The organism is Maritimibacter fusiformis (genome assembly GCF_008086115.1).
Classification (GTDB): domain Bacteria; phylum Pseudomonadota; class Alphaproteobacteria; order Rhodobacterales; family Rhodobacteraceae; genus Muriiphilus; species Muriiphilus fusiformis.
The window spans coordinates 186,529-210,903 of sequence record NZ_VSIY01000015.1 but is presented as its reverse complement, the minus strand read 5'-3'; the positions used below and the strand labels follow the sequence as shown (position 1 = coordinate 210,903).

At 65.1% G+C, this 24,375-nt stretch carries 20 protein-coding genes and 1 pseudogene; 12 read left to right on the top strand and 9 right to left on the bottom strand.

All coding sequences use genetic code 11. The annotated features are described in order from the left end of the window. The first annotated feature begins 1 nt into the window (after position 1). From pip to infB, 6 genes are all read left to right on the top strand, one after another. Complete coding sequence (gene pip, locus FVF75_RS15760; RefSeq protein WP_148379748.1) at positions 2-991, top strand: prolyl aminopeptidase; 990 nt, start codon at positions 2-4, stop codon at positions 989-991. A 26-nt stretch (positions 992-1,017) separates the two neighbouring features. Continuing rightward, complete coding sequence (locus FVF75_RS15755) at positions 1,018-1,602, top strand: class I SAM-dependent methyltransferase (protein ID WP_148379745.1); 585 nt, start codon at positions 1,018-1,020, stop codon at positions 1,600-1,602. A 137-nt stretch (positions 1,603-1,739) separates the two neighbouring features. Further along, a complete protein-coding gene (gene rimP / locus FVF75_RS15750; RefSeq protein ID WP_148379742.1) occupies positions 1,740-2,327 on the top strand; it encodes a ribosome maturation factor RimP in 588 nt (195 codons plus the stop codon). 1 nt (position 2,328) lies between these two features. Further along, on the top strand, positions 2,329-3,954 hold the full coding sequence (gene nusA / locus FVF75_RS15745) for a transcription termination factor NusA (RefSeq protein ID WP_148379740.1): 1,626 nt from the start codon (positions 2,329-2,331) through the stop codon (positions 3,952-3,954). Between the two features lie 22 nt (positions 3,955-3,976). After that, positions 3,977-4,621 carry an RNA-binding protein gene (locus FVF75_RS15740; RefSeq protein WP_148379738.1) on the top strand — a complete coding sequence of 215 codons (645 nt, stop codon included), beginning with the start codon at positions 3,977-3,979 and terminating at the stop codon, positions 4,619-4,621. Then, positions 4,608-7,106, top strand: a complete 2,499-nt coding sequence (gene infB / locus FVF75_RS15735; RefSeq protein ID WP_148379735.1) for a translation initiation factor IF-2 — start codon at positions 4,608-4,610, stop codon at positions 7,104-7,106. The genes FVF75_RS15740 and infB overlap by 14 nt, the downstream gene beginning before the upstream one ends. 74 nt (positions 7,107-7,180) lie before the next feature. Here infB and FVF75_RS17620 read toward each other — a convergent pair whose 3' ends face one another. The 4 genes from FVF75_RS17620 to FVF75_RS15720 all read right to left on the bottom strand — a co-directional run bounded on the left by FVF75_RS17620 (position 7,181) and on the right by FVF75_RS15720 (position 10,002). Next, positions 7,181-7,321 (bottom strand): hypothetical protein, encoded by a 141-nt coding sequence (locus FVF75_RS17620; protein ID WP_166128882.1) that lies wholly within the window; start codon positions 7,319-7,321, stop codon positions 7,181-7,183. A 78-nt stretch (positions 7,322-7,399) separates the two neighbouring features. Continuing rightward, entirely contained in the window at positions 7,400-7,798 is a 399-nt protein-coding gene (locus FVF75_RS15730; RefSeq protein WP_148379733.1) for a (deoxy)nucleoside triphosphate pyrophosphohydrolase, read from the bottom strand. Further along, positions 7,795-9,096 (bottom strand): bifunctional glutamate N-acetyltransferase/amino-acid acetyltransferase ArgJ, encoded by a 1,302-nt coding sequence (argJ, locus tag FVF75_RS15725; protein ID WP_148379731.1) that lies wholly within the window; start codon positions 9,094-9,096, stop codon positions 7,795-7,797. The genes FVF75_RS15730 and argJ overlap by 4 nt, the downstream gene beginning before the upstream one ends. Positions 9,097-9,117: 21 nt before the next feature. Beyond that, positions 9,118-10,002 carry a peptidylprolyl isomerase gene (locus FVF75_RS15720; protein WP_148379730.1) on the bottom strand — a complete coding sequence of 295 codons (885 nt, stop codon included), beginning with the start codon at positions 10,000-10,002 and terminating at the stop codon, positions 9,118-9,120. A gap of 194 nt (positions 10,003-10,196) precedes the next feature. On the opposite strand from FVF75_RS15720, the gene secA reads away from it, so the two are divergent. The 3 genes from secA (at position 10,197) to FVF75_RS15705 (ending at position 15,904) form a co-directional block, all read left to right on the top strand. Beyond that, complete coding sequence (gene secA, locus FVF75_RS15715) at positions 10,197-12,908, top strand: preprotein translocase subunit SecA (RefSeq protein WP_148379728.1); 2,712 nt, start codon at positions 10,197-10,199, stop codon at positions 12,906-12,908. A gap of 193 nt (positions 12,909-13,101) precedes the next feature. Further along, positions 13,102-14,328, top strand: a complete 1,227-nt coding sequence (locus tag FVF75_RS15710; protein WP_148379727.1) for a hypothetical protein — start codon at positions 13,102-13,104, stop codon at positions 14,326-14,328. Positions 14,329-14,350: 22 nt separating this feature from the next. Beyond that, positions 14,351-15,904, top strand: coding sequence for a phosphate ABC transporter substrate-binding/OmpA family protein (locus tag FVF75_RS15705; protein WP_148379725.1), 1,554 nt, complete (start codon positions 14,351-14,353; stop codon positions 15,902-15,904). A 22-nt stretch (positions 15,905-15,926) separates the two neighbouring features. Here FVF75_RS15705 and radC read toward each other — a convergent pair whose 3' ends face one another. The 3 genes from radC to dnaK form a co-directional block, all read right to left on the bottom strand. Then, entirely contained in the window at positions 15,927-16,691 is a 765-nt protein-coding gene (gene radC, locus FVF75_RS15700) for a RadC family protein (protein WP_148379723.1), read from the bottom strand. Between the two features lie 60 nt (positions 16,692-16,751). Then, positions 16,752-17,897 carry a molecular chaperone DnaJ gene (dnaJ, locus tag FVF75_RS15695; RefSeq protein WP_148379721.1) on the bottom strand — a complete coding sequence of 382 codons (1,146 nt, stop codon included), beginning with the start codon at positions 17,895-17,897 and terminating at the stop codon, positions 16,752-16,754. A gap of 80 nt (positions 17,898-17,977) precedes the next feature. Continuing rightward, the gene (gene dnaK, locus FVF75_RS15690) at positions 17,978-19,891 is read right to left on the bottom strand and encodes a molecular chaperone DnaK (protein WP_148379719.1); all 1,914 of its coding nucleotides are present in this window, start codon (positions 19,889-19,891) and stop codon (positions 17,978-17,980) included. A gap of 192 nt (positions 19,892-20,083) precedes the next feature. On the opposite strand from dnaK, the gene FVF75_RS15685 reads away from it, so the two are divergent. Beyond that, the gene (locus FVF75_RS15685) at positions 20,084-20,710 is read left to right on the top strand and encodes an alpha-ketoglutarate-dependent dioxygenase AlkB family protein (RefSeq protein WP_148379717.1); all 627 of its coding nucleotides are present in this window, start codon (positions 20,084-20,086) and stop codon (positions 20,708-20,710) included. On the opposite strand, the gene FVF75_RS15680 is transcribed toward FVF75_RS15685, so the two are convergent. Then, a complete protein-coding gene (locus FVF75_RS15680; RefSeq protein ID WP_148379715.1) occupies positions 20,707-21,312 on the bottom strand; it encodes a COG3650 family protein in 606 nt (201 codons plus the stop codon). The two genes, FVF75_RS15685 and FVF75_RS15680, sit on opposite strands and share 4 nt — an antisense overlap. Continuing rightward, positions 21,309-22,129 (bottom strand): annotated as a pseudogene (locus FVF75_RS15675) (ABC transporter permease). The gene FVF75_RS15680 and the pseudogene FVF75_RS15675 overlap by 4 nt, the downstream one beginning before the upstream one ends. Positions 22,130-22,256: 127 nt before the next feature. Between FVF75_RS15675 and cysQ the strand changes: the two are divergent. Together cysQ and FVF75_RS15665 are read left to right on the top strand one after the other, a co-directional pair. Continuing rightward, positions 22,257-23,054 (top strand): 3'(2'),5'-bisphosphate nucleotidase CysQ, encoded by a 798-nt coding sequence (gene cysQ / locus FVF75_RS15670; protein ID WP_148379713.1) that lies wholly within the window; start codon positions 22,257-22,259, stop codon positions 23,052-23,054. A 43-nt stretch (positions 23,055-23,097) separates the two neighbouring features. After that, positions 23,098-24,342 carry a glycosyltransferase family 2 protein gene (locus tag FVF75_RS15665; RefSeq protein ID WP_148379711.1) on the top strand — a complete coding sequence of 415 codons (1,245 nt, stop codon included), beginning with the start codon at positions 23,098-23,100 and terminating at the stop codon, positions 24,340-24,342. Positions 24,343-24,375: the final 33 nt, after the last annotated feature.

Sequence of the window (24,375 nt, the reverse complement as noted above, 5' to 3'; positions counted from 1 at the left end):
TATGGACAGGGCCGCAGGAAAATCCACCGCAAGCGGGAATCTCTACCGCATGATCGACCCCTATCGCCGCCACATGCTCGAGGTTGGCGAGGGGCATACGATCTATGTCGAGGAATGCGGCAACCCGGACGGGATGCCGGTGGTGGTGTTTCATGGCGGCCCCGGTGGCGGCTGTTCGCCCGCCATGCGGCGGTTTTTCGACCCCGACGCCTATCGCATCATCCTGTTCGACCAGCGTGGCTGTGGCCGATCGCGCCCGCACGCGACGGTGCGCGACAACACCACCTGGCACCTGGTGCGCGATATCGAGCATATTCGGACCACCCTGGGCATCGACCGCTGGATCGTGTTCGGCGGAAGCTGGGGCGCGACCCTGGCGCTGATCTATGCACAGGCGCATCCGTCACGGGTGGCCTGGCTGGCGCTGCGCGGGGTGTTTCTGGCCACCAAGCGTGAGCTTGACTGGTTCTATGGCGGCGGCGCCGGGCAGTTCTGGCCCGACCTCTGGGCGCGCTTTCTGGCGCCGATTCCCGAGGACGAGCACGACAATTTGATCGCGGCCTACAACAAGCGCCTGTTTTCCGGCGACCGCACCGAGCAGGTGACGCTGGCGAAAGCCTGGGCTGGCTGGGAAAACGCGCTGGCCTCGATCGAGAACGACGGCGCACAGATCGACAGCCCGGCAGACTATGCGCTGGCCTTCGCACGGATCGAGAATCACTATTTCCTGAATGGCGCCTTTCTGGACGACAAGCAGAAGATCCTGCCCAACATGCGCAAGATCGCCCATGTTCCCGGTACCATCGTGCAGGGGCGCCATGACATGATCTGCCCGCCCCGCTCGGCCTGGATGCTGCACAAGGTCTGGCCGGTGAGCGAGTTGAAGATGATCCCCAAGGCTGGCCACGCCGTGTCGGAACCCGGCATCGCCGCCGAACTGGTCCGCACCATGGACAAGCTCAAGCGACAGCGCGAAACGCTGGGGTTGTGAACCGCAGCGCGAAATTCTGGGACCGGATGGCGAAGCGCTACATCGCGGCGCCGATCCGTGATACCGCCGCCTATGAACACAAGCTGGCGCTGACCCGCAAACACCTGCGCCCGGATATGGCGGCGCTGGAATTCGGCTGCGGTTCGGGCAACACCGCCCGCCTGCACGCCCCGCTGGTCAAGAGCTACCGCGCCATCGACCTGTCGTCGAAAATGATCGAGATTGGCCGCGCCGAAGGGCCGACCCCCGACAACATGACGATGGAACCGGCGGATTTCGACAGGATCGAGATCGCGCCGGACAGCCTCGATGCGGTGCTGGCCATGTCCGTCCTGCACCTTGTGCCCGATCCAGAGGCGACGATTGCGAAGGTGCGCGGCGTGCTTCGGCCCGGCGGCGTTTTCGTCACCTCGACCGCCTGCCTCAAGTCGATGTGGCCCCTGCGCCTGCTTGCCCCCATCGGCCGCGCCACCGGCCTGATCCCGCCGCTGGCCTTCTTCTCGGACGACGAGTTGCGCGCGATGATGACCGGCGCCGGATTCGAGATTGTCGAGGATTGGCGAGGCGAACGCCGCGCGCCGCTGTTCCTGATCGCGCGGGTGGCGGGCTAAATCTCCTTGCAGTTCCGGCCATGCGCGCCTATATCCCCTTCAACAGCGGCGCGTCGGCTTCCACCCCCGAGGCTCCACCGGAAAGTTTCACGGGCCGCGCGCCCGTTTTTTTGTGCCTGAACACACCCGGAGACACCTTGAACGACCTGATTGCCAAAACCGCGATCGACCGCAGGCTGGCCGAGATCGTCCGCCCCGTTATCGAGGGGATGGGCTATCAGCTTGTGCGCCTGCGGCTGATGGGCGGCAAGACGAAGACCCTGCAGATCATGGCCGAACGGCCCGATGGCGGCATCGAGATCGAGGATCTGACGCAGATCAACACCGCGCTGGGCGCTGTGCTCGATGTCGAGGACCCGATCACCGACAACTACACGCTGGAGGTTTCAAGCCCCGGCATCGACCGCCCCCTGACCCGGTTCAAGGATTTCGAGGCCTGGGAAGGCTACGAGGCCAAGATCGAGACCGATGAGCTGATCGACGGACGCAGACGGTTTCGGGGTATCCTGGCCGGCACCGAGGGCGACGAGATCCTGATCGAGATCGAGGACAAGGGCGAAAAGGTCACCATCGGGCTGGGTTTCGACCTGTTGGCCGACGCCAAGCTGTTCCTGACCGATGAGCTGATCGCCGAGATGCTGCGCCAGCGCAAGGACTCCGGCGACATCGACGAAACGCAATTTGACGAGATCGAAACACAAGAAGACGGTTCTGAGGAGGACTGACATGGCGATTACCTCTGCCAACCAGCTTGAGCTGCTCCAGACAGCCGAGGCCGTGGCCCGCGAAAAGATGATCGACCCGGCGCTGGTGATCGAGGCGATGGAAGAAAGCCTCGCCCGTGCCGCGAAAAGCCGTTACGGCGCCGAGATGGACATCCATGTCTCGATCGACCGCAAGACCGGGCGGGCGACATTCACCCGCGTGCGCACCGTGGTCGAGGACGACGAGCTTGAGAATTACCAGGCCGAGATGACCGTGGAGCAGGCCAGGCAGTATCTCGACGACCCCAAGGTCGGCGATCAGTTGATCGAAGAGGTGCCGCCGGTCGAAATGGGCCGGATCGCGGCGCAGTCGGCCAAGCAGGTGATCCTGCAAAAGGTCCGCGAGGCCGAGCGTGACCGTCAGTATGAAGAATTCAAGGACCGCGTCGGCACCATCATCAATGGTGTGGTCAAGCGCGAGGAATACGGCAACGTCATCGTCGACGTGGGCGCCGGCGAGGCGATCCTGCGGCGCAACGAAAAGATCGGCCGCGAAGGCTATCGCCCGAACGACCGCATCCGCTGCTATGTCAAGGATGTGCGGCGCGAGACCCGTGGCCCGCAGATCTTCCTGTCGCGCACCGCGCCCGAGTTCATGGCCGAATTGTTCAAGATGGAAGTGCCCGAGATCTACGACGGCATCATCGAGATCAAGGCCGTCGCCCGCGACCCCGGTTCGCGCGCCAAGATCGCGGTGATCAGCTACGACAGTTCGATCGACCCGGTCGGCGCCTGCGTCGGTATGCGCGGCTCGCGCGTGCAGGCGGTTGTGAACGAGCTTCAGGGCGAAAAGATCGACATCATCCCGTGGAACGAGGATGTGCCGACCTTCCTGGTGAACGCGCTGCAGCCGGCCGAAGTGTCCAAGGTGGTGTTCGACGAGGACGCCGAGCGCGTCGAGGTCGTGGTGCCCGACGAACAGCTTTCGCTGGCGATCGGCCGGCGCGGCCAGAACGTGCGGCTTGCCAGCCAGTTGACCGGGCTCGACATCGACATCCTCACCGAGGAAGAAGAAAGCGCCCGCCGCCAGGCCGAGTTTGCCGAACGCACCCAGCTGTTCATGGACACGCTTGATCTTGACGAGTTCTTCGCCCAGCTTCTGGTGGCCGAGGGCTTCACCAACCTCGAAGAGGTCGCCTATGTCGACATCGACGAGCTTCTGGTGATCGACGGTGTCGACGATGCCACCGCCGAAGAGCTTCAGGCCCGCGCCCGTGATTTCCTCGAGGCGCAGAACCGCAAGGCGCTGGAGCATGCCCGCGAACTGGGTGTCGAGGACAGCCTGGTCGGGTTCGAAGGCTTGACGCCCCAGATGGTCGAGGCGCTGGCCGAAGACGGTGTGCTGACGCTCGAGGATTTCGCCACCTGCGCCGACTGGGAACTGGCCGGCGGCTGGACCACGGTCGATGGCGAGCGCGTCAAGGACGAGGGTCTGCTCGAGAAGTTCGATGTCAACCTCGAAGAGGCGCAGAACCTGGTCATGACCGCGCGCATCCTTCTGGGCTGGGTCGATCCGGCCGATCTGGTCGAGGAGGCCGAAGACGAAGACGGCGAGACCGCTGAAACCACAGAGGAGGCCGGGGCCTGATTCCAGGCCTCGGGGGCGGCGGATGACGCGCGAGGGCAAATCCAGAGACCGGACGGGCGGCCCGGAACGGCGCTGCATCGCAACCGGCGAGGTTCTGCCGCCCGCCCGTCTGATCCGGTTCGTGGTCGGTCCCGGCGACATGATCGTCGCCGACCTTCTGGGCAAGCTGCCCGGGCGCGGCATCTGGGTCAGCGCCGACCGCGCCGCGCTGGAGCGTGCGGTGGCGAAAAACCTGTTCGCCCGGGCGGCGCGCCAGCCGGTGAACCTGCCGTCGGACCTGGTGGCCATGGTCGAAAAAGGGCTGGTGGACCGGACGGTTGAACTGATCTCGCTGGCGCGCAAGGCGGGGCGTGCCGTGGCCGGCTATGAGAAGGTCAAGGGCTGGTTGGCGACAGAACAGGCGGAGGTTCTGATCCAGGCCTCGGACGGGTCGGCAAGGGGCAAGACGAAACTTCGCCCACCGCCCGGAAAAGGCCGATTCATTGGGTGTTTGAGCGCTCACGAATTGGGTTTGGCTTTCGGACGGGAAAATGTGATACATGGCGCGCTCGCGGGTGGTGGACTCACGCAACGTGTTGTAGAGGAAGCCGCAAAGCTTCAAGGCTTGCGCGAAATTGACGGTGGGACCGCCCACCGGAAAGGTACGAAAACGAATGAACGATACTGACGGCAAAAAGCCCCTTGGTCTGCGCGGCGGATCGCGCCCCGGTCAGGTGAAGCAAAGCTTCAGCCACGGCCGGACCAAGAACGTGGTTGTGGAAACGAAGCGCAAGCGCGTTGTCGTGCCCAAGCCCGGCGCTGCTGCCGCACCCGCTGCCGGCAGCAAGAAACCCGTTGCCGGCGACCCCAAGAAACGGCCCGCGGGCATTTCTGATGCGGAGCTTGAGCGCCGGATGAAGGCGCTTGCCGCGGCCAAGGCCAATGAGGCCGAGGAAGCCAAGCAGCGCGAAGAGGAAGAAAAGGCACGCGAAGAAGAGCGTGACCGCCGCCGCCGTGAGGCGGAGGACAAGGAACGCGAAGAACGCGAGCGCGAAGAGAAAGCCCGCAAGAAGGCCGAGGAGGACGAGCGCAGGCAGCGTGAGGCCGAAAAGGCCAAGGCCCGTGGCAAGCCCGAACCCGTGGTCGATCCGGCCGCGGCGCAGGCCGCCGAAGCGCGCGCCGGCAAACCCGATGGCCCGCGCAAGCCCGATCGCGAACGCGTGCCCGAAACCACCCGCCCGGTCCGCGGCAAGGCCACGCGCGACGACTCGCGTCGGACCGGCAAGCTGACCGTCAACCAGGCCCTGCGCGGTGGCGAAGGTGGCCGGCAACGTTCGATGGCCGCGATGAAGCGCAAGCAGGAACGCCTGCGCCAGAAGGCGATGGGCGGCTCCGAACCGCGCGAAAAGATCATCCGTGACGTGCGCGTGCCGGAAACCATCGTGGTGCAGGAACTGGCCAACCGCATGGCCGAACGTGTCGCGGACGTGGTCAAGGCATTGATGAAGATGGATATGATGGTCACCCAGAACCAGTCCATCGACGCCGATACCGCCGAACTGATCGTCGAGGAATTCGGCCACCGCATGCTGCGCGTGTCCGATTCCGATGTCGAACAGGTCATCGAACAGATCGAGGACAAGGAAGAAGACCTTGAGCCGCGCCCACCGGTCATCACCGTCATGGGCCACGTCGACCACGGCAAGACCTCGCTGCTGGACGCGATCCGCAAGGCCAAGGTGACCGCCGGCGAAGCGGGCGGGATCACGCAGCATATCGGCGCCTACCAGGTGACAACCGATTCCGGCCAGGCCCTGACCTTCCTCGACACGCCCGGCCACGCCGCCTTTACCTCGATGCGTTCGCGCGGGGCACAGGTGACGGACATCGTGGTGCTGGTCGTGGCCGCCGACGATTCGGTGATGCCGCAGACCATCGAGGCGATCAACCACGCCAAGGCGGCAAAAGTGCCGATGATCGTGGCGATCAACAAGTGTGACAAGCACGAGGCGGACCCCGACAAGGTGCGCACCGAACTGCTGCAGCACGAGGTGATCGTCGAAGGGTTGTCCGGCGACGTGCAGGACGTCGAGGTTTCGGCCGCCACCGGCCAGGGCATTCCGGAACTGCTCGAGGCGATCGCGCTTCAGTCCGAGATTCTCGAACTCAAGGCCAACCCGAAACGCGCCGCCCAAGGCGCGGTCATCGAAGCCCAGCTCGATGTCGGGCGCGGCCCGGTCGCGACGGTTCTGGTGCAAACGGGCACCCTTCGCCAGGGCGACATCTTTGTCGTGGGCGAACAGTGGGGCAAGGTCCGCGCCATGGAAAACGACCGTGGCGAGCGCGTCACCGAGGCCGGCCCATCGGTCCCGGTCGAGGTGCTCGGCCTGAACGGCACGCCCGAGGCGGGCGACGTTCTGAACGTGGTCGATACCGAGGCGCAGGCGCGTGAGATCGGTGCCTACCGTGCCCACGCCGCCAAGGAAAAACGCGCCGCGGTCGGCGCCGGCACGTCGCTCGAACAGCTTCTGGCGCAGGCCAAGGCCAGCGAGGACGTCAAGGAACTGCCGATCCTGGTCAAGGCCGACGTGCAGGGCTCTGCCGAGGCCATTGTTCAGGCGATGGAAAAGATCGGCAACGAAGAGGTCCGCGTGCGGGTGCTTCACTACGGCGTCGGTGCGATCACCGAAACCGATGTCGGCCTGGCCGAAGCGTCGAACGCCCCGATCATCGGCTTCAACGTCCGCGCCAACGCCCCCGCGCGCAACAGCGCCAACCAGAAGGGTGTGGAAATCCGCTACTACAGCATCATCTACGACCTTGTGGACGATGTGAAAGCGGCGGCGTCCGGCCTGCTCTCGGCCGAGGTGCGCGAGAACTTCATCGGCTATGCCGAGATCAAGGAAGTCTTCAAGGTTTCCGGTGTCGGCAAGGTTGCCGGCTGCCTGGTGACCGAGGGCATCGCGCGCCGTTCCGCCGGTGTGCGCCTGTTGCGTGACAACGTGGTGATCCACGAAGGCACGTTGAAAACCCTCAAACGCTTCAAGGACGAAGTGAAAGAGGTTCAGTCCGGCCAGGAATGTGGCATGGCCTTCGAAAACTACGACGATATCCGCCCCGGCGACGTGATCGAGATTTTCGAACGCGAAGAGGTCGAGCGCACGCTCGACTGATCGTCAGGCACAAAAAAAACGGCGGGCGCTTCCGGGCGCCCGCCGTTTTCCTGTTCAGCGCCTGGTCGTCGCGCTCAGGCGGCCTTGGCAGAGGCAATGGGCCAGCCGGTAAACTCCCGGCCCCCGACGCGCACGACGATGCGCCCGTCCGCGAGATCGCGCACGAAAATCCCCTGAACCGACACGCAGCTTCCCAGTGTGATTGTTCTAACCATTAGACCTATTCCCCCGAATGGTGCCTCATTTTGCACGATACGGGGCCAATATGGAAAGAGAATTTTGACGTCGGCACGTCACAACCAGTCGCGCAGGATCGGCACGATCGGCTCATCCGCGGGCGGCATCGGGTAGTTACGAAGGTCTTTCGCCCTGACCCAGGCCAGCTTTTGCCCTTCCAGCGGCGTGACGTTGCCCTTCCAGCGGCGGCAGGCAAAGAGCGGCATCAGAAGGTGGAAATCGTCGTAACTGTGGCTCGCAAAGGCCAATGGTGCGAGGCAGGAGGCATGGGTGTCGATGCCAAGCTCTTCCTGCAACTCGCGAATCAGCGCGGCTTCCGGCGTTTCGCCGTCCTCGACCTTGCCGCCGGGAAACTCCCAAAGCCCCGCCATCGGCTTGCCTTCGGGGCGCTGCGCCAGCAGCACCCGGCCGTCGAGGTCGATAAGCGCGACCGCGCTGACCAGAACGATGTTCAAGACCGATAGTCCGCGTTGATCTGGATATAGCCGTGGGTCAGATCGCAGGTCCACACCGTGGCGGTCCCGTCGCCGAGGCCAAGATCGACCGCGATCACAAGCTCGGCGTTCTTCATGTAGCCCGCGCCAAGCTCTTCGCGGTAATCGGGCGAAACCCAGCCGTTTTCGGCAACCAGAATGTCGCCGAACCGGATCGTCAGCCGGTCACGATCCGCCGCCGCGCCCGACTTGCCGATCGCCATCACGATGCGGCCCCAGTTCGGGTCCTCGCCCGCGATCGCGGTCTTGACCAGCGGTGAGTTGGCGATGGCCATCGCATGGGTGCGTGCGTCGGCATCCGAGGCGGCCCCGCTGACCCGCACCTCGACGAACTTGGTCGCCCCCTCGCCATCGCGCACCACCTGGTGCGCAAGATCCAGCATCACACCATGCAGCGCGTCGCGGAACGCCGCATTTCCGTCCACCGAAACCCCCGAAGCCCCGGTCGCCGCCAAAAGCAGCGTGTCCGAGGTCGAGGTGTCGCTGTCCACAGTGATGTTGTTGAAGGTCCGGTCGGTCAGATCGCCCAGCATCGCCTGCAACTCGGCCTTCGCGATCTTTGCGTCGGTAAAGATGTAGACCAGCATCGTCGCCATGTCCGGCGCGATCATGCCGGACCCCTTGGCGATACCCGCGATGCGCACCGGCGCACCGTCGATCATCACCTCGGCCCCCGCCCCCTTGGGGAAGGTGTCGGTGGTCATGATCGCCCGCGCCGCTCCGGCAATGCCATCGGGCGACAGGGCGGCGTTCAACTCGTCGAGTTTCGCGGTGATCCGCTCAAACGGCAGCGGTTCACCGATCACCCCGGTCGAGGACGAGAACACCCGCGCCTGTGGCACCCCGGTGACGCGTGCAACCTCGGCGGTGATCGCGGCCACGGCCTTTTGCCCGCTGGCCCCGGTAAAGGCGTTGGAGTTGCCCGAGTTCACGATGATCGCGGCGCCGCCCGAGGCATCGCCGCCGATCTTTTCCTGGCAATCCAGCACCGGGGCCGAGCGCGTGGCCGAACGGGTGAACACCCCGGCGACCGAAGTGCCCGGATCGAGCAGCGCCAGCATCACATCTGTGCGTCCCGGGTAGCGCACCCCGGCGGACACGGCGGCAAAGCGCACGCCGTCGATCCGGGGCAGCGCAGGGAACCCGCCCGGCGGCGCCAGCGGCGCGACCTTGTGGGTGTGGCTGCGGGCGGCCTCAAGCTCCGCCGTGACCTTCGCCAGCTTCTTCTTCAGCTTGGCGATCTTTTCCGTCTTGCCCATGCGCCGCCCTCTGGTCCCCGGTTACTCGAACATCGACGGATCGCTGAGCACCGCCGGGTCGATCTTGTCAAGCTCGATCCGCTCGACCTCGGCCCCTTCGAGCATCTCGGCCAGTGCCGCCTCGACCGCTTCGTTCTCCAGCGCCTCGATGATCTCGCCGCGCACCGCCTCAAGCTCGGGCACCGGCGCCTCGCGGGTGTCGTTCAGCTTGACCACGTGCCAGCCGAACTGGGTCTGGAGCGGACCGGCCACCTCGCCGACCTCCATGTCCGTCACCGCAACCTCGAACGGTTCGACCATCATGCCCGGCCCGAACCAGTCCAGCGCGCCGCCCTCGGCACCGCTGGGGCCGGTGGAATGCTCGCGCGCGAGCGCCGCGAAATCGGCTCCGTCGTTCAATTCCTCGATCAGGGCCGCGGCCTCTTCCTCGGTCTCGACCAGGATATGCGACGCGTTCCACTCCACCGACGGTTCGGCATCGACGTAGTTCTCGGCATAGAGCGCCTGGACCTTGTCCTCGTCGACTGCGCCGGCAAGGATATCGCCCAGCGTCTCGGTCGCCTTGACGGCGCGGATCTCGTTGTCGATCTGGATCTGGCCGCGCGCGCTGACTTCGGCGGTGGCCTGGCTCAGAACCGTCTGCTGGATAAGCTGTTCGACCAGCCCGGGCAGCAGCACCTCGTTGGGCAGCGCCTGGTATTGCTGCGGCAGGGCCAAACGCGCCGCCATCAGGTGGCCCAGCGTGATTTCCTCGCCGTTTACCGTGGCCACGACCGTCTCGGCGGTAACGTCCATCGTGGCGGTCTCGGTGGCCGGTGCTTCGGCTTCGGCGTCCTGCGCCAGGGCCGGCAGAGCCAGGCCAAGCGACAGTGCCGCACCCACGATAAAGGACGTATGTTTTGCCATCGGCGTCATGTGAATTCCTTTGCTTCAGCCGGGGGTCCGTTCTGGCTCCGGCGTCGTTGACTATTCCGGCCCCGACCCTTACATCGCAAGGGTTCCCGGGGCCGGGTCTCCTGCCCTTGATATGGGGACGGGCCGGGACGAGCAAGCACCCCGCGCAATCACGTCACTGAGAGACCCTTACGGGCGGAGAGAACATGCTGGGTATCGGAAACCTCGCCAAGAAAGTCTTTGGCACCCCGAACGACCGCAAGATCAAGGCCACCCGCCCCACAGTCGAAAAGATCAATGCGCTGGAAGCGGATTTCCAGGCGTTGGACGACGCCGGGCTGATCGCCAAGACCGACGAATTCCGAAAGCGGGTCGCCGAAGGCGAAAAGCTCGACGATATCCTGCCGGAAGCCTTCGCCAACTGCCGCGAGGCCGCGCGCCGTGCTCTGGGCCTGCGCGCCTTTGACGTGCAGCTCATGGGCGGCATCTTTCTGCACGAGGGCAACATCGCCGAGATGAAGACCGGCGAGGGCAAGACGCTGGTGGCGACATTTCCGGCCTACCTCAACGCGCTGACCGGCAAGGGCGTGCATATCGTCACCGTGAACGACTACCTCGCCAGGCGGGACGCCGAATGGATGGGCAAGGTCTATTCCGCGCTGGGCATGACCACCGGCGTGATCTATCCGCAGCAGCCGGACCAGGAAAAGCAGGCCGCCTACCAGGCCGACATCACCTATGCCACCAACAACGAACTGGGCTTCGACTACCTGCGCGACAACATGAAATCCGAGCTGAGCCAGATGTATCAGCGCGATCATTTCTTCGCGATCGTCGACGAGGTCGACTCGATCCTGATCGACGAGGCGCGCACGCCCCTGATCATCTCCGGTCCGTCGCAGGACCGCTCCGAGCTTTACATCACCATCGACAAGGTGATCCCCGAGTTGAAAGACGAGCATTTCACGCTCGAGGAAAAGACCCGCAACGTGACCTTCACCGAGGAAGGCAACGAGTTCCTGGAACAGAAGCTGCACGAGGCCGGCATCCTGCCCGAGGGCCAGACGCTCTATGACCCGGAATCGACCACCATCGTGCACCACGTCAACCAGGGCCTGCGCGCCCACAAGCTGTTCCAGCGCGACAAGGACTATATCGTGCGCGATGGCGAGGTCGTGCTGATCGACGAGTTCACCGGCCGCATGATGGCTGGGCGGCGTCTGTCCGAGGGTCTGCACCAGGCGATCGAGGCCAAGGAGGGCTGCCAGATCCAGCCCGAGAACGTGACGCTCGCCAGCGTGACCTTCCAGAACTACTTCCGCCTCTACGACAAGCTGGCCGGCATGACCGGCACGGCGCTGACCGAGGCCGAGGAATTTGCCGACATCTACGGCCTCGGCGTGGTCGAAGTGCCCACCAACGAGCCGATTGCCCGCGTCGACGAGCACGATGCCGTCTATCGCACCGCGAAAGAGAAATACGACGCCATCGTCGAGGAAATCAAAAAGGCCCATGCCAAGGGCCAGCCGGCGCTGGTCGGCACCACCTCGATCGAGAAATCCGAGTTTCTGTCGCAACTCCTGACCGAGGCCGGGGTTCCGCACAACGTGCTGAACGCGCGCCAGCACGAGAAAGAGGCGCAGATCGTGGCCGAGGCCGGCAAGCTGGGCGCGGTGACCATCGCAACCAACATGGCCGGACGCGGCACCGACATCAAACTGGGCGGCAACGTCGAGATGAAGGTGATGGAGGCGCTCGAGGCCGACCCCGAGGCCAACCCCGACGAGGTGCGCGCCCGGATCGAGGCCGAACACGCCGAGGAAGAACAAAAGGTCAAAGAGGCCGGCGGCCTCTTTGTGCTGGCCACCGAACGCCACGAAAGCCGCCGGATCGACAATCAGTTGCGCGGCCGCTCCGGCCGCCAGGGCGACCCGGGACGCTCGGCGTTTTTCCTGTCGCTCGAAGACGACCTGATGCGCATCTTCGGGTCCGAGCGGCTCGACAAGGTGCTGTCGTCCCTGGGCATGAAGGACGGCGAGGCCATCGTGCACCCCTGGGTGAACAAGAGCCTTGAGCGCGCACAGGCCAAGGTCGAGGCGCGCAACTTCGATATCCGCAAGCAGTTGCTCAAGTTCGATGACGTGATGAACGACCAGCGCAAGGTGGTGTTCAGCCAGCGCCTCGACATCATGAAGAACGCCGACCTTTCGGATGTCGCCGAAGACATGCGCCACCAGGTGATCGACGATCTGGTCGACCACTACATGCCGCCGAAAAGCTATGCCGACCAATGGGACACCCAGGGCTTGCACGACGAGGTGCGCGCCAAGCTCAACATCGACGTGCCGGTCAAGGACTGGGCCGCCGAGGAAGGCGTTGACGACGACGTCATCCGCGAACGTCTGGTCGAGGCGAGCGATGCCGCGATGGCCGAGAAGACCGAGGGCTTCGGCGCCGAAACCATGCGCTCGATCGAAAAGCAGATCCTGCTTCAGACCATCGACGCCAAGTGGCGCGAACACCTTCTGACGCTGGAGCACCTGCGCTCGGTCGTGGGCTTCCGCGGCTATGCCCAGCGCGATCCGCTGAACGAATACAAGACCGAAGCCTTCCAACTGTTCGAGGGGATGCTCGATTCCCTGCGCGAGGACGTGACCCAGAAACTGTCGCAGGTCCGCCCGATGACCAAGGAAGAGCAAGAGGCGATGATGCAGCAGATGCTCGAACAACAGAAAGCGCAGGCCGAACAGCAGCGCCTTGCCGCCCTGGCGATCACCGGCAAGGATCAACCGCCCAGCGGCACGCCGCGCGCCGGCTTCGATGAAAACGACCCCGCGACCTGGGGCAATCCGGGGCGCAACGAACCCTGCCCCTGCGGGTCGGGCAAGAAGTTCAAGCACTGCCACGGCGCGTTCTGAACGGGGCGCGGACCGGCCCGCACCATGGCCCGATCATGGCCATGATGTGACGGCACCGGCCTAACCTCCTATGGCGCCAGCGAATTTCGTTGGCGCTGATCCAGCAACAAAACCGCAAAAAGTCACCTTCTGTTCATTCCTTCGGCCTATTGCAGGACGAGACTGCACGGCAGAGGATTGGAAGGAGATGGCCATGTTTGGCAAGCTCTCGGAAAAAATGGCCGGGGTCGACCGCAAGCGCGTCTATACAGCCGCGGCGGCTTTGTTGATCGCTGGTGCCGCCGGGCATTTCATGCAGCGCGGCAACACGCCCGAACCGAAAACCGCGATGGCCCCGGCAACGCCGCCAGCCATCGCACCGGACCGGGTGGCTGAACCTGCAATGACCGCAATGGTCGTGCCGACCGGGGAAGCGCCCTGGAACGCACCCGAAGCCGTGGCGCTCACCGTGCCGGACCCAACCGATTTCGTCTCACCGGACACGGCACCGCCCGCGCCGGTCGACATGATCGAACCGGCCATCGCGCAAGCACCGGCGCTGGTTGACCCTGCGCCCGAATTCCCGCTGGTCGAAGTGGCGCGGGCGGCAAGCGACAACAGCCTGCGCACCATGGCAGTGCCACAGTCGCTGCCCGTGCCTGCGCCCGAACCGGTCGTGACCGCACCGATCACCCTCGCCGCCGTCGACAGCCCGCAAGAGCTTGCGCCGCTGCCCGAACCGGCGGAGCCCGAATCGCTCGCCTCGGCCTGCGACATCGAATTGTCCGCCGACCCTCGGCCCGGCGCGCTGGTCTTCCTGTCGCTCACCGCGCCCTGCAACTCCGGCGAAACCGTCGAGTTCGACCATGCCGGTCTGAAATTCTCGGAACAGCTCGACCCCGAGGGTGGCCTGGTGATCCTGGCCCCGGCCATGATGGACGCCGCGAATTTCGTCGTCACCTTCGAGGACGGCGCCCGGAAAACCGTGACCGCCACGGTTCCCGACCTGGCCGAATACGAACGCCTCGCGCTGGTCTGGCAGGGCGGCACCGGCCTGCAACTGCACGCGCTGGAGAACGGCGCCTTCTATGGTGAGGCCGGGCACATCTGGGCCGAAACTCCGTCGACACCGGACAACGCTGTCTCAGGGCTGGGCGGGTTCGTGTCGGCGCTGGGAAGCTCGGCCAATGGCTACGCTACCGATGTCTACACGTTCCCCGTCAGCCTGATGCGCAACGGCGAAGCCCCCGACGTGTCGATCGAGGCGCAGGTTGGAGAGACCACCTGTGGCACCCGCATCGCCGGCAGCATCCTGCACGCCAACCCGGGCCGCGCGCCGACCGTCTCGGACCTCTCGATGTCGGTGCCGGGGTGCGACGCCGTGGGCGAATATCTGGTGTTGAAAAACCTGCCGCAAGACCTGAAAATCGCCGGCAACTGAGGCGCGGTTCGCGGGGCATCACATGCGAAATCCAGGTGCGGCGGTTCTCGCCGCACTTTTCCTGATTCTGGCGATCCTGCCCGCCCGTTCCGATGACGTGACCCTGACCTCGCGCGATGGCGAGGTCGAGATCACCGGCACGCTTCTGGGCTATGATGGCGAGTTCTACCGGGTCGACACCCGGTTCGGCATCCTCACGGTGGATGGCTCGGGCGTGAATTGCGAAGGGCCGGCCTGCCCGAACCTCGGCGCTTATGTTGCTGAATTCACCCTGTCGGGCGCGCAGTCGATGGGCGAGGTTCTGGTGCCGTCGCTGGTCGAGGGATTCGCGCTCTATTCCGGCTACGCGCTCGGCCGCGAAGACCTTGCCGGCATTGGCACACTCTACACACTCTATGATTCGAGCGGCGCGCAGCCAGCGGCGCGGATCACCATCCGCCTGACCAGCTCCGACGAGGGCTTTGCCGACTTGCTTGGCGAGGAAACCGACATGGTCCTGTCGCTGCGCGAAGTCACCGCGGTCGAACGCAGCCTCGCGCAGGATGCGGGGCTTGGCGATCTGGCCGGTGCGCGGCAATCGCGGGTGATCGCGCTGGATGCGTTGGTGCCGGTGGTGTCGGGCGGAAACCCCGTCAGGCGCATGTCGATGCAAGATTTGCGCGCGGTGTTTTCCGGTCAGATCACCCGCTGGTCCGAATTGGGCGGCGAGGATGCGCCGATCACGATCTATGCCCGCGATCCGGAATACGGGTTGGGCCGGGCCTTCGCCGGGCTTGCGCTGGCTGACGCATCCCTCGCGCCGCGGGCGGTCCGCCTGAGCACCGACCGTGCCATCGCCGATGCGGTAGCGCGGGATCCCTTCGGTATCGGGATCACCGGCTTTGAGCGGCGAGGAATGAGCGAGATCGTGACGCTGAGCGGGTCATGCGGCTTCGAGGTGGTGGCCAGCCGGGGTGCTGCCAAGGCCGGGGATTATCCGCTGACCGTGCCGATGTATCTGTATCTGCCGGCCCGGCGCCTGCCGAAACTGGCGCGTGATTTCCTTGGCTACCTGCGGTCCGACAGTGCGCAACTGGTGATCCGGCGGGCGGGGTTCGTCGATCAGGCGCTCGACGAGGTGCCGATCGACGTGCAGGGCCAACGGCTTGCCAACGCGATCCGCGCCGCGGGCGACGAGATCGGGCTGGACGAATTGCAACGGATGGTCGCCCTGATGTCGCAGACCGAGCGGTTGACCCTGACGTTTCGGTTCCGCGGCGGGTCGGCGGCGCTGGACGCGCCATCGCGCTCGAACGTCACGCTGCTGGCCTCGGCGCTGGAAGCGGGCCGGTTCGACGGGCGCAGGATCAGCTTCGTCGGGTTCAGTGACGGCAAGGGCGACGCGGGCCAGAACCTGCGGCTGGCCCGGCGCCGGGCCGAGGCGGTCCGCGACGCGGTGCTGGCCGAGACCGAGGCCTTCGACCCGCAGGCGGTCACGATATCGGCCGACGCGTTCGGCGAGGCCCTGCCGATGGCCTGCGACGACACGGCCTGGGGCCGGCACGTGAACCGCCGGGTCGAGATCTGGGTGAAATAGGCTCTGATACGGGCATTTTGCCTCATAACAGACCCTCGGCACGAAAGCTGACCTCGCGCCCGCGTCCGATCACAAGGTGGTCGTGCAGCACGATTTCCAGCGGCGTCAGCGCCGCCTGCACCCGCGCGGTCATCGCGATGTCGTCCTGCGACGGCGTCGGGTCGCCGGACGGGTGGTTATGCACCAGGATCAGGGCCGAGGCGTTCAGATCGAGCGCGCGTTTCGCCACCTCGCGCGGATAGACCGGCACGTGGTCGACGGTGCCGCGCGCCTGTTCCTCGTCCGCGATCAGGATGTTCTTGCGGTCGAGAAACAGGATGCGGAACTGCTCGGTATCGCGGTGCGCCATGGTGGTCTGGCAATAGGTCAGGAGCGCGTCCCAGGATGATATCGCATCCCGCTGCATCACCCGGGCGCGCGACAGCCGGTGCGCCGCCGCCTCGACCAGCTTGAGTTCCAGCACCACCGCATCGCCGACGCCCTCGATCTGGCGCAGGCGTTCGGACGGGGCCGAGACGGCACCGTTGAAATCCCCGAATCGGTCCAGCAGCCGGCGCGCCAACGGTTTGACATCCTGACGCGGGATCGCGCGGAACAGCACCAGTTCGAGCAGTTCGTAATCCGGCATTGCCGCCGCGCCGCCCTCGAGAAACCGCGCGCGCAGACGTTTGCGATGATCGCGCAGGTAGGAGGGCAGGCGGCCTGGCACCGCGCCGGCAGACGCCGGCGTGCCGGTGGCGAACAGCGGAAGCGGGGCTTCGGAAAGCTGATGGGCGTGATGCGACATGGCTGAAGTGTCGCCGAGCCAGGTGAATTATCGGTTAACCGACCGCACGCTGGCGCGATTTCAGCCCTTCATCCCGTCCCAGAAATGCTTGACCTTCGAGAAAAAGCCCGAGCTTTCCGGGTTGTTCTCGGCCGACAGCCCCTCGAATTCGCGCAGCAGCTCTTTCTGCTTGGAGGTCAGATTGACCGGGGTTTCCACCGCAAGCTCGATATACATGTCGCCATAACCGCCGCCGCGCAGCGCAGGCATGCCCTTGCCGCGCAGGCGCATCTGCCGGCCCGACTGGCTGCCGGCAGGGATTTTCACCCGCGAGCGACCGCCGTCGATCGTCGGCACTTCGATGTCGCCGCCCATCGCGGCCGCGGTCATCGACACCGGCACACGACAGTGCAGGCTGACCCCGTCACGCTCGAAGATCGCGTGGTCGGCGACATTGATGAAGATATAGAGATCGCCCGCCGGGCCGCCGCGCATCCCGGCTTCGCCTTCACCGGCCAGCCGGATGCGGGTGCCGGTCTCGACCCCCGCCGGGATGTTCACCGACAGCGCGCGTTCCTTCTCGACCCGGCCCGCGCCGTGGCAGGCCTTGCACGGGTTCTTGATCATCTGGCCCATGCCGTGACAGGTCGGGCAGGTGCGTTCGACGGTGAAAAAGCCCTGCTGCGCGCGCACCTTGCCCATGCCGGAGCAGGTCGGGCAGGTGGTCGGCTCGGCGCCGCTTTCGGCCCCCGAGCCGCTGCACTCCTCGCAGGTCACCGAGGTCGGAACGTTGATGGTCTTTTGCAGGCCGCTGTAGGCCTCTTCCAGCGTTACCCGAAGGTTGTAGCGCAGGTCGGAGCCGCGGGTTGCGCGCTGGCGCCCGCCGCCGCGTCCGCCGCCCATGAAATCGCCGAACAGGTCGTCGAACACATCCGAGAACGCACTGGCGAAATCGCCCTGGCCCTGGAAGCCGCCGGGGCGCGGGCCACCGCCCATGCCACCCTCGAACGCAGCGTGGCCGAAGCGGTCATAGGCGGCCTTCTTGTCGGCGTCCTTCAGGACATCATAGGCCTCGTTCGCTTCCTTGAACTGCGCCTCGGCCTCGGGATTGTCGGCATTGCGGTCCGGGTGAAGCTCCTTGGCTTTCTTGCGATAGCCCTTCTTGATCTCATCCGCGGACGCGCCCTTCTTGACGCCCAGAACCTCGTAATAGTCACGCTTGGACATTGGTCTTGGTTCCCCTCCGGAACGCGAGGACCGGCCCGGTCATATCTGCCGGGCCGGTCGCAAGCTCGCTCAGGTCTTACTTACGACCGCTTGTCGTCGTCGAGGTCTTCGAAATCGGCATCGACGATATCGTCGTCCACACCGCGCGGCGCTTCGTCCGCCTCCGGTGCTTCGCCGGATTCAGCGTCCTGCTGCGACTTGTAGATCGCCTCGCCCAGTTTCATGGCCGCTTCGGTCACGTTCTGGATGCCCGACTTGATCTTGTCCGCGTCGTCTTTCTCGACTTCGTCCTTGAGTGCGGCAATCGCGAGTTCGATTGCCTCGATCGTGGTCGGGTCGACCTTGTCGGCATGTTCTTCCATCGACTTCTCGGTCGAATGGATCAGGCTCTCGGCGTGGTTGCGGGCCTCGACCAGCTCCTTGCGCTTCTTGTCGGCATCGGCGTTTTCCTCGGCCTCTTTCACCATGCGCTCGATGTCCTCGTCCGACAGACCGCCCGACGCCTGGATCGTGATCTTCTGTTCCTTGTTGGTGCCCTTGTCCTTGGCACCGACCGACACGATGCCGTTGGCGTCGATGTCGAAGGTCACTTCGATCTGCGGCATGCCGCGCGGGGCCGGCGGGATGTCCTCGAGGTTGAACTGGCCCAACATCTTGTTGTCGGCGGCCATCTCGCGCTCACCCTGGAAGACCCGGATGGTCACCGCGTTCTGGTTGTCCTCGGCGGTCGAGAAGATCTGGCTCTTCTTGGTCGGGATGGTGGTGTTGCGGTCGATCAGACGGGTGAACACACCGCCCAACGTCTCGATGCCCAGCGACAGCGGGGTCACGTCGAGCAGGACCACGTCCTTGACGTCGCCTTGCAGCACGCCGGCCTGAATCGCGGCACCCATCGCCACGACCTCGTCGGGGTTCACGCCCTTGTGCGGCTCTTTGCCGAAGAACTTGGTGACCTCCTCGATCACCTTCGGCATCCGCGTCATGCCGCCGACCAGGATCACCTCGTCGATGTCGTCCTTGGCAAGGCCGGCATCCTTCAGCGCAGCCTGGCAGGGCTTGAGCGAGTTCTTGATCAGGTCGCCGACCAGGCTTTCCAGCTTGGCGCGGGTCAGCTTCATCACCAGGTGCAGCGGCTGACCGTCCGACCCCATCGAGATGAAGGGCTGGTTGATCTCGGTCTGCGACGAGGACGACAGCTCGATCTTGGCTTTCTCGGCGGCTTCCTTGAGCCGCTGCAGCGCCATCTTGTCCTTGGTCAGGTCGACGTTGTTCTCTTTCTTGAACTCGTCGGCCAGGTAGTTGACCAGACGCATGTCGAAGTCTTCGCCACCCAGGAAGGTGTCACCGTTGGTCGACTTCACTTCGAACAGGCCATCGTCGATCTCGAGGATGGTGATGTCGAAGGTGCCGCCGCCGAGGTCATAGACCGCGATCGTCTTGGTCTCTTTCTTGTCGAGACCATAGGCCAGCGCCGCTGCCGTCGGTTCGTTGATGATGCGCAGCACTTCAAGACCGGCGATCTTGCCGGCGTCCTTGGTGGCCTGGCGCTGGGCGTCGTTGAAATAGGCGGGCACGGTGATGACGGCCTGTTCGACCTTTTCACCGAGGTAGCTTTCCGCGGTTTCCTTCATTTTCTGAAGGATGAAGGCCGAGATCTGCGACGGCGAATACTTCTCGCCCGCCGCCTCGACCCAGGCGTCGCCGTTGCCGCCCTTGACGATGGAATACGACACCAGCTTGGTGTCCTTCTCGACCGCCGGATCGCCAAAGCGGCGACCGATCAGGCGTTTGACGGCGGAAATGGTGTTGGTGGGGTTGGTGACGGCCTGCCGCTTGGCGGGCTGACCGACCAGACGCTCGTCGTCCTTGAAGGCGACGACCGAAGGCGTCGTGCGCGCGCCTTCCGAGTTCTCGATGACCCGCGGTTGCGAGCCGTCCATGATGGCGACACAGGAGTTGGTAGTTCCCAGGTCGATACCGATGACTTTGGCCATGCTCAAAATCCTCTCTTGGCGATGTTTGGGGCTTGGGCCTTCGAAAGCACCCGTGCCCGATCCCGATTTTCTTGGCCGCAGCGTTGGTCCCGCTCCGGCGTCTGGGCGTATATAAGGAGGGCAAATCACCCCTGCAAGCGCCCGAAACCGGCGTTGTGGGCAAAAAAACGAGTCGTATTGGGGGTTTCGGCCATGGGTGACGAGAAACAGCCTGCGACACCTGACCTGTGGGTGGGCGGCGCGGCCGTGTATCGCGGCCTTCTCGACCGCGCGGCGCAGGAGGCGCTGCTGGGCGAAGTGCGCGCGGTGGTCCGCGCGGCGCCGCTGTTCTCGCCCGACACGCCCTATGGCAAGCCGATGTCGGTGCGCATGACCTCGGCCGGGCGCTATGGCTGGTATTCCGACCGCACCGGCTACCGCTATGCCGACCGGCACCCCTCGGGCGCGGACTGGCCGCCGATCCCGCAAGGTGCGCTGGCGGTCTGGCGGCGGGTCACAGCGGCGGCGCGCGGGCCGGAATGCTGTCTGGTCAACTTCTACGGCGAGGGCGCGCGGATGGGGCTGCACCAGGACCGGGACGAGGCGGATTTTTCCTGGCCCGTCGTGTCGATCAGCCTGGGCGACGAGGGGCTGTTTCGCATCGGCGGCACCACGCGGCGCGACAAGACGCAATCGGTCTGGCTGCAGTCCGGCGATGTCGTGGTGCTGGGCGGTGCGGCCCGGCTGGCCTATCACGGGGTCGATCGCATCCGCTTTGGCTCATCCACGTTGCTGCGCGATGGCGGGCGGATCAACCTGACGCTGCGGGTGGTGGATTAGGGTGCGAGACTGCAACAGCCGGAATAGAGCGTCTCGCCCGTCGCTGTCCGGTGCAGGAAATCCACCGTCAGCCCGTAGGTCCGATCCGACATGCCGTCAGAGCAGGCGGCATAGGCGATGATCGGGGTGATCTCTCCGCCACCGCTGTCGGCCCGGATCGCGAAACGGTCGGGCCGGCCCGAGGCCGGAATGCGGGCGCGGGTGATGTAGAAATCAACCTCGCCCATCCGGTCCAGCCGCACGGTGCCATCGGCCCGGATCGACAGGCTCCAGAACGGCTCGGTCCCGCCGCACTCCAGCGCGTCCGGCATATCGCCCCACGCCTGCCCGGGCTGGCGCGCGAGAAAGCGCATCGAGGCCCAGCCGCTGCCTTCGGCGGTGTTCACCAGCCCCCAGGTGCCGGCGGAGTTCAGCGCGACCACTTCGATGTTGCGCTGGAACGGGCCGAAGGTGCCGATGATCTCGGTCGAGGCCGAGGGGCCGGCGCGGATGTTGAGCACATCGTCGCCCGCCACCCCGGTGACATCGTGCAGCGCCGGATAGGGCTGCGCCATTGCGCCGAACGGCAACACCAGCAGGATCAGCGCCAACAGGGTTTTCATCGTCGGGCACCCCAACTCAGAGACACGTGTTTTCGGGTATAGGCCTCACCCATGAAGCCGAGCATGATCAGCACGATGGCAACGATCAGCGGATATTCCCAGTTCGAATAATGCGGGTTGTAGTTGATGAAGGCAAAGCCGCGCGCCTGGTCGATGATGTGAAACAGCGGGTTCCAGCTGAACAGGGCCAGCAGGTTGAAGGGCAGCGTATTGGCCACGAACATCTTGCCCGACGCGATCATGTTGGCGCGGGCATAGATGGTCGAGCCGACACTGGCGACCTGCGGGAACCACGGCTTGATCGCCAGAAAGATCAGACCGACCCCGACACCCGACAGCCACGCCAGAAGCAGCATCGCGAACGCGCCGGCCATGTGGTCGATATGCACCGGGGTAAAGGCGATGTGGTAGATATAGAGAACCGTCGCCACCGACAGCACCTGGATATAGAGCGCGCCCAGCGCCGCCGAGGTGATGGCGATGAAGGTCGTCATCGGTGCGTGGTGCATCATCGGCGAGGCCGGGCCTTCGGAGCTGACCACCGCCCCATGGTCTTGGTCTGGGTGAGGTAAAGGAAGATGCCGGTCATGATATAGACCAGGAAATCGCCCCTGAGCGCCGCGCCGCGCAGGCCCAGCACCGCGAACATCACGTAGAACACCGCGACCAGGATCATCGTTTGCAGCATGTTGATGAACAGGCCGACCAGCGCGTTGTGATGGGTGCGCCGGACGCTGCGCACCGTCGCGTGATAGATCACCTCGAGCAGCGATACCGTCTGCGACAGCTTGCCTTGTTCCTTGCGAACCTCAAACATCCGTGCGCCTTTTGACCTCGCTGCCCTTTTTACAGGGATTTCTTGCCGATCCCTTACGCGGCGACCATAAAAGGGACAGGTGGTGTTTTCAATAATCAGCCATGCGGCAGGTAACAGGAGAATCAGTGTGGATTACGACAGGCTTGCGGTGGAAATGCGACGATTGGCGCTCGAAGCGGGCGATGCGATCATGGCGATCTATGACGCCGACGATTTCGAGGTGCGCACCAAGTCCGACGACAGCCCCGTGACCGCCGCCGACGAGGCCGCCGATGCGCTGATCTCGGCCGGGCTGCGGGCGGCGTTTCCAGACGTGACGCTGGTGACCGAGGAACAGGCCGACAGCCACAGCGCCCGCGCCGAGACCTTTCTGATCGTCGACCCGCTGGACGGCACCAAGGAATTCGTCAAGCGCCGCGGCGATTTCACCGTCAACATCGCCTTTGTCGAGAACGGCATCCCGGTGCGCGGCGTGGTCTATGCCCCGGCGCGCGGGCGGATGTTCTATACGGACTCGGCAGGCGTCTCGGTTGAAGAGGACGGGCCGTTCGACAGGGGTGCCGCAGGTCCGACACGCCCGATATCAGTGTCTGAACCGGACAATTCGGCCCTTATGGTGGTCGCGTCCAAGTCGCACCGCGACCAGGCCACCGACGACTACATCGGCAAATATGCAGTGCGCGACATGACCAGCGCGGGGTCGAGCCTGAAATTCTGCCTGGTCGCCACCGGCGAGGCCGACCTCTATCCGCGGCTCGGCCGCACGATGGAATGGGACACGGCAGCCGGTCACGCGGTCCTGGCCGGGGCCGGCGGCACGGTGGTGCGGTTCGACGACCACAGCCCTCTGAGCTACGGCAAGCCCGGTTTTGAAAACCCTTTCTTCATCGCCTACGCGCCCGGGGTGAAGCTGCTGGGCGCATAGGGAGAGACGAAAAAGTGTCTCTGACAAAGGCAAAATGCGGGAAATGAGCGTGCAAACCGTCTCGGTCATCGTGGTCAGCCGGGAGCGCCCGGACCTGCTGCGCCGTTGCCTGACCGGTGTCGGCCAACTCTGTTATCCCGATTTCGAGATCGTGGTGGTGGCCGACCGCACCGGGTGCGAGGCCGTCGCGGCGATGGGATGGGCAGAGCGCGTCAAGCTCATCCGGTTCGACGAGGCCAACATCTCCGCCGCCCGCAACTTTGGGATCGCGGCTGCGGCAGGCAGTATCGTCGCCTTCATCGACGACGACGCGGTGCCCGAACCCACCTGGCTGACCCACCTGGCCGCGCCGTTCGATGCCCCCGAGGTGATCGCGACCGGCGGCTACGTCCTCGGACGCAACGGCATCAGCTTTCAGTGGCGCGGACATCTGGCGACGCGAACCGGGGGCAGGATCGCGCTGCCCCATGTGGACACCGACCCGTTCACGCCCAAGGCCGCGTCGGGGCAGGCGGTGATGACCGAGGGCACCAACAGCGCCTTTCGCCGCGACACGCTGGCCGGGATCGGCGGGTTTGACCCTGCCTTTCGGTTCTACCTGGATGAAACGGACCTGAACATGCGCCTTGCCGACGGGCGCGGCGATACCGTGCTCGTGCCGCTGGCGCAGGTGCATCACGGCTATGCCGCGTCGGCCCGGCGTGGCCATGACCGCGCGCCGAAGGATCTGACGGAGATCGGCGCATCGACGGCGGTGTTCCTGCGAAAACATGCGCCGGACACCGACCACCCGTCCGCGCTTGCCGCCCTCAGGGGCGAGCGGCGCAAGAGCCTGTTGGCCTACATGATCGACGGCCGGCTCGAACCGCGCGACGTGCGGCGGCTGCTGGCGAGTCTCGAGGCCGGCATCGACGCGGGCATGTCCCGCGCGATCGCAACGCTGGCCCCGATCGGGGCGCCGACAGTCCCGTTCCTTCGGTTCACCGCGTCCCTCTCCGGCCGGTCGCGCCATATCTCTGGCCGTCACCGGCATCGCCGGGCGCTAAAGCAGGAAGCGACGCGCCTGGTCGCAGCCGGAGATATCGTCACGGTGTTTCGCTTCGGCCCGACGCCGCGCGCGCATCGCGTGCGGTTCGTCGAAGGCGGGTGGTGGGAGCAGACCGGCGGCCTGTTCGGACGCACGGAACGCAGCGGCCCGAGGTTCCGCACGGCGCGGTTCGCCGAACGGGTCCGGGGCGAATGGGCGCGTGTGGCAAAGCTGCGCCAATGTGCTACGAACGACCCGTAACGAAATGATATCTTGTCTCGTTTACTGTATCGT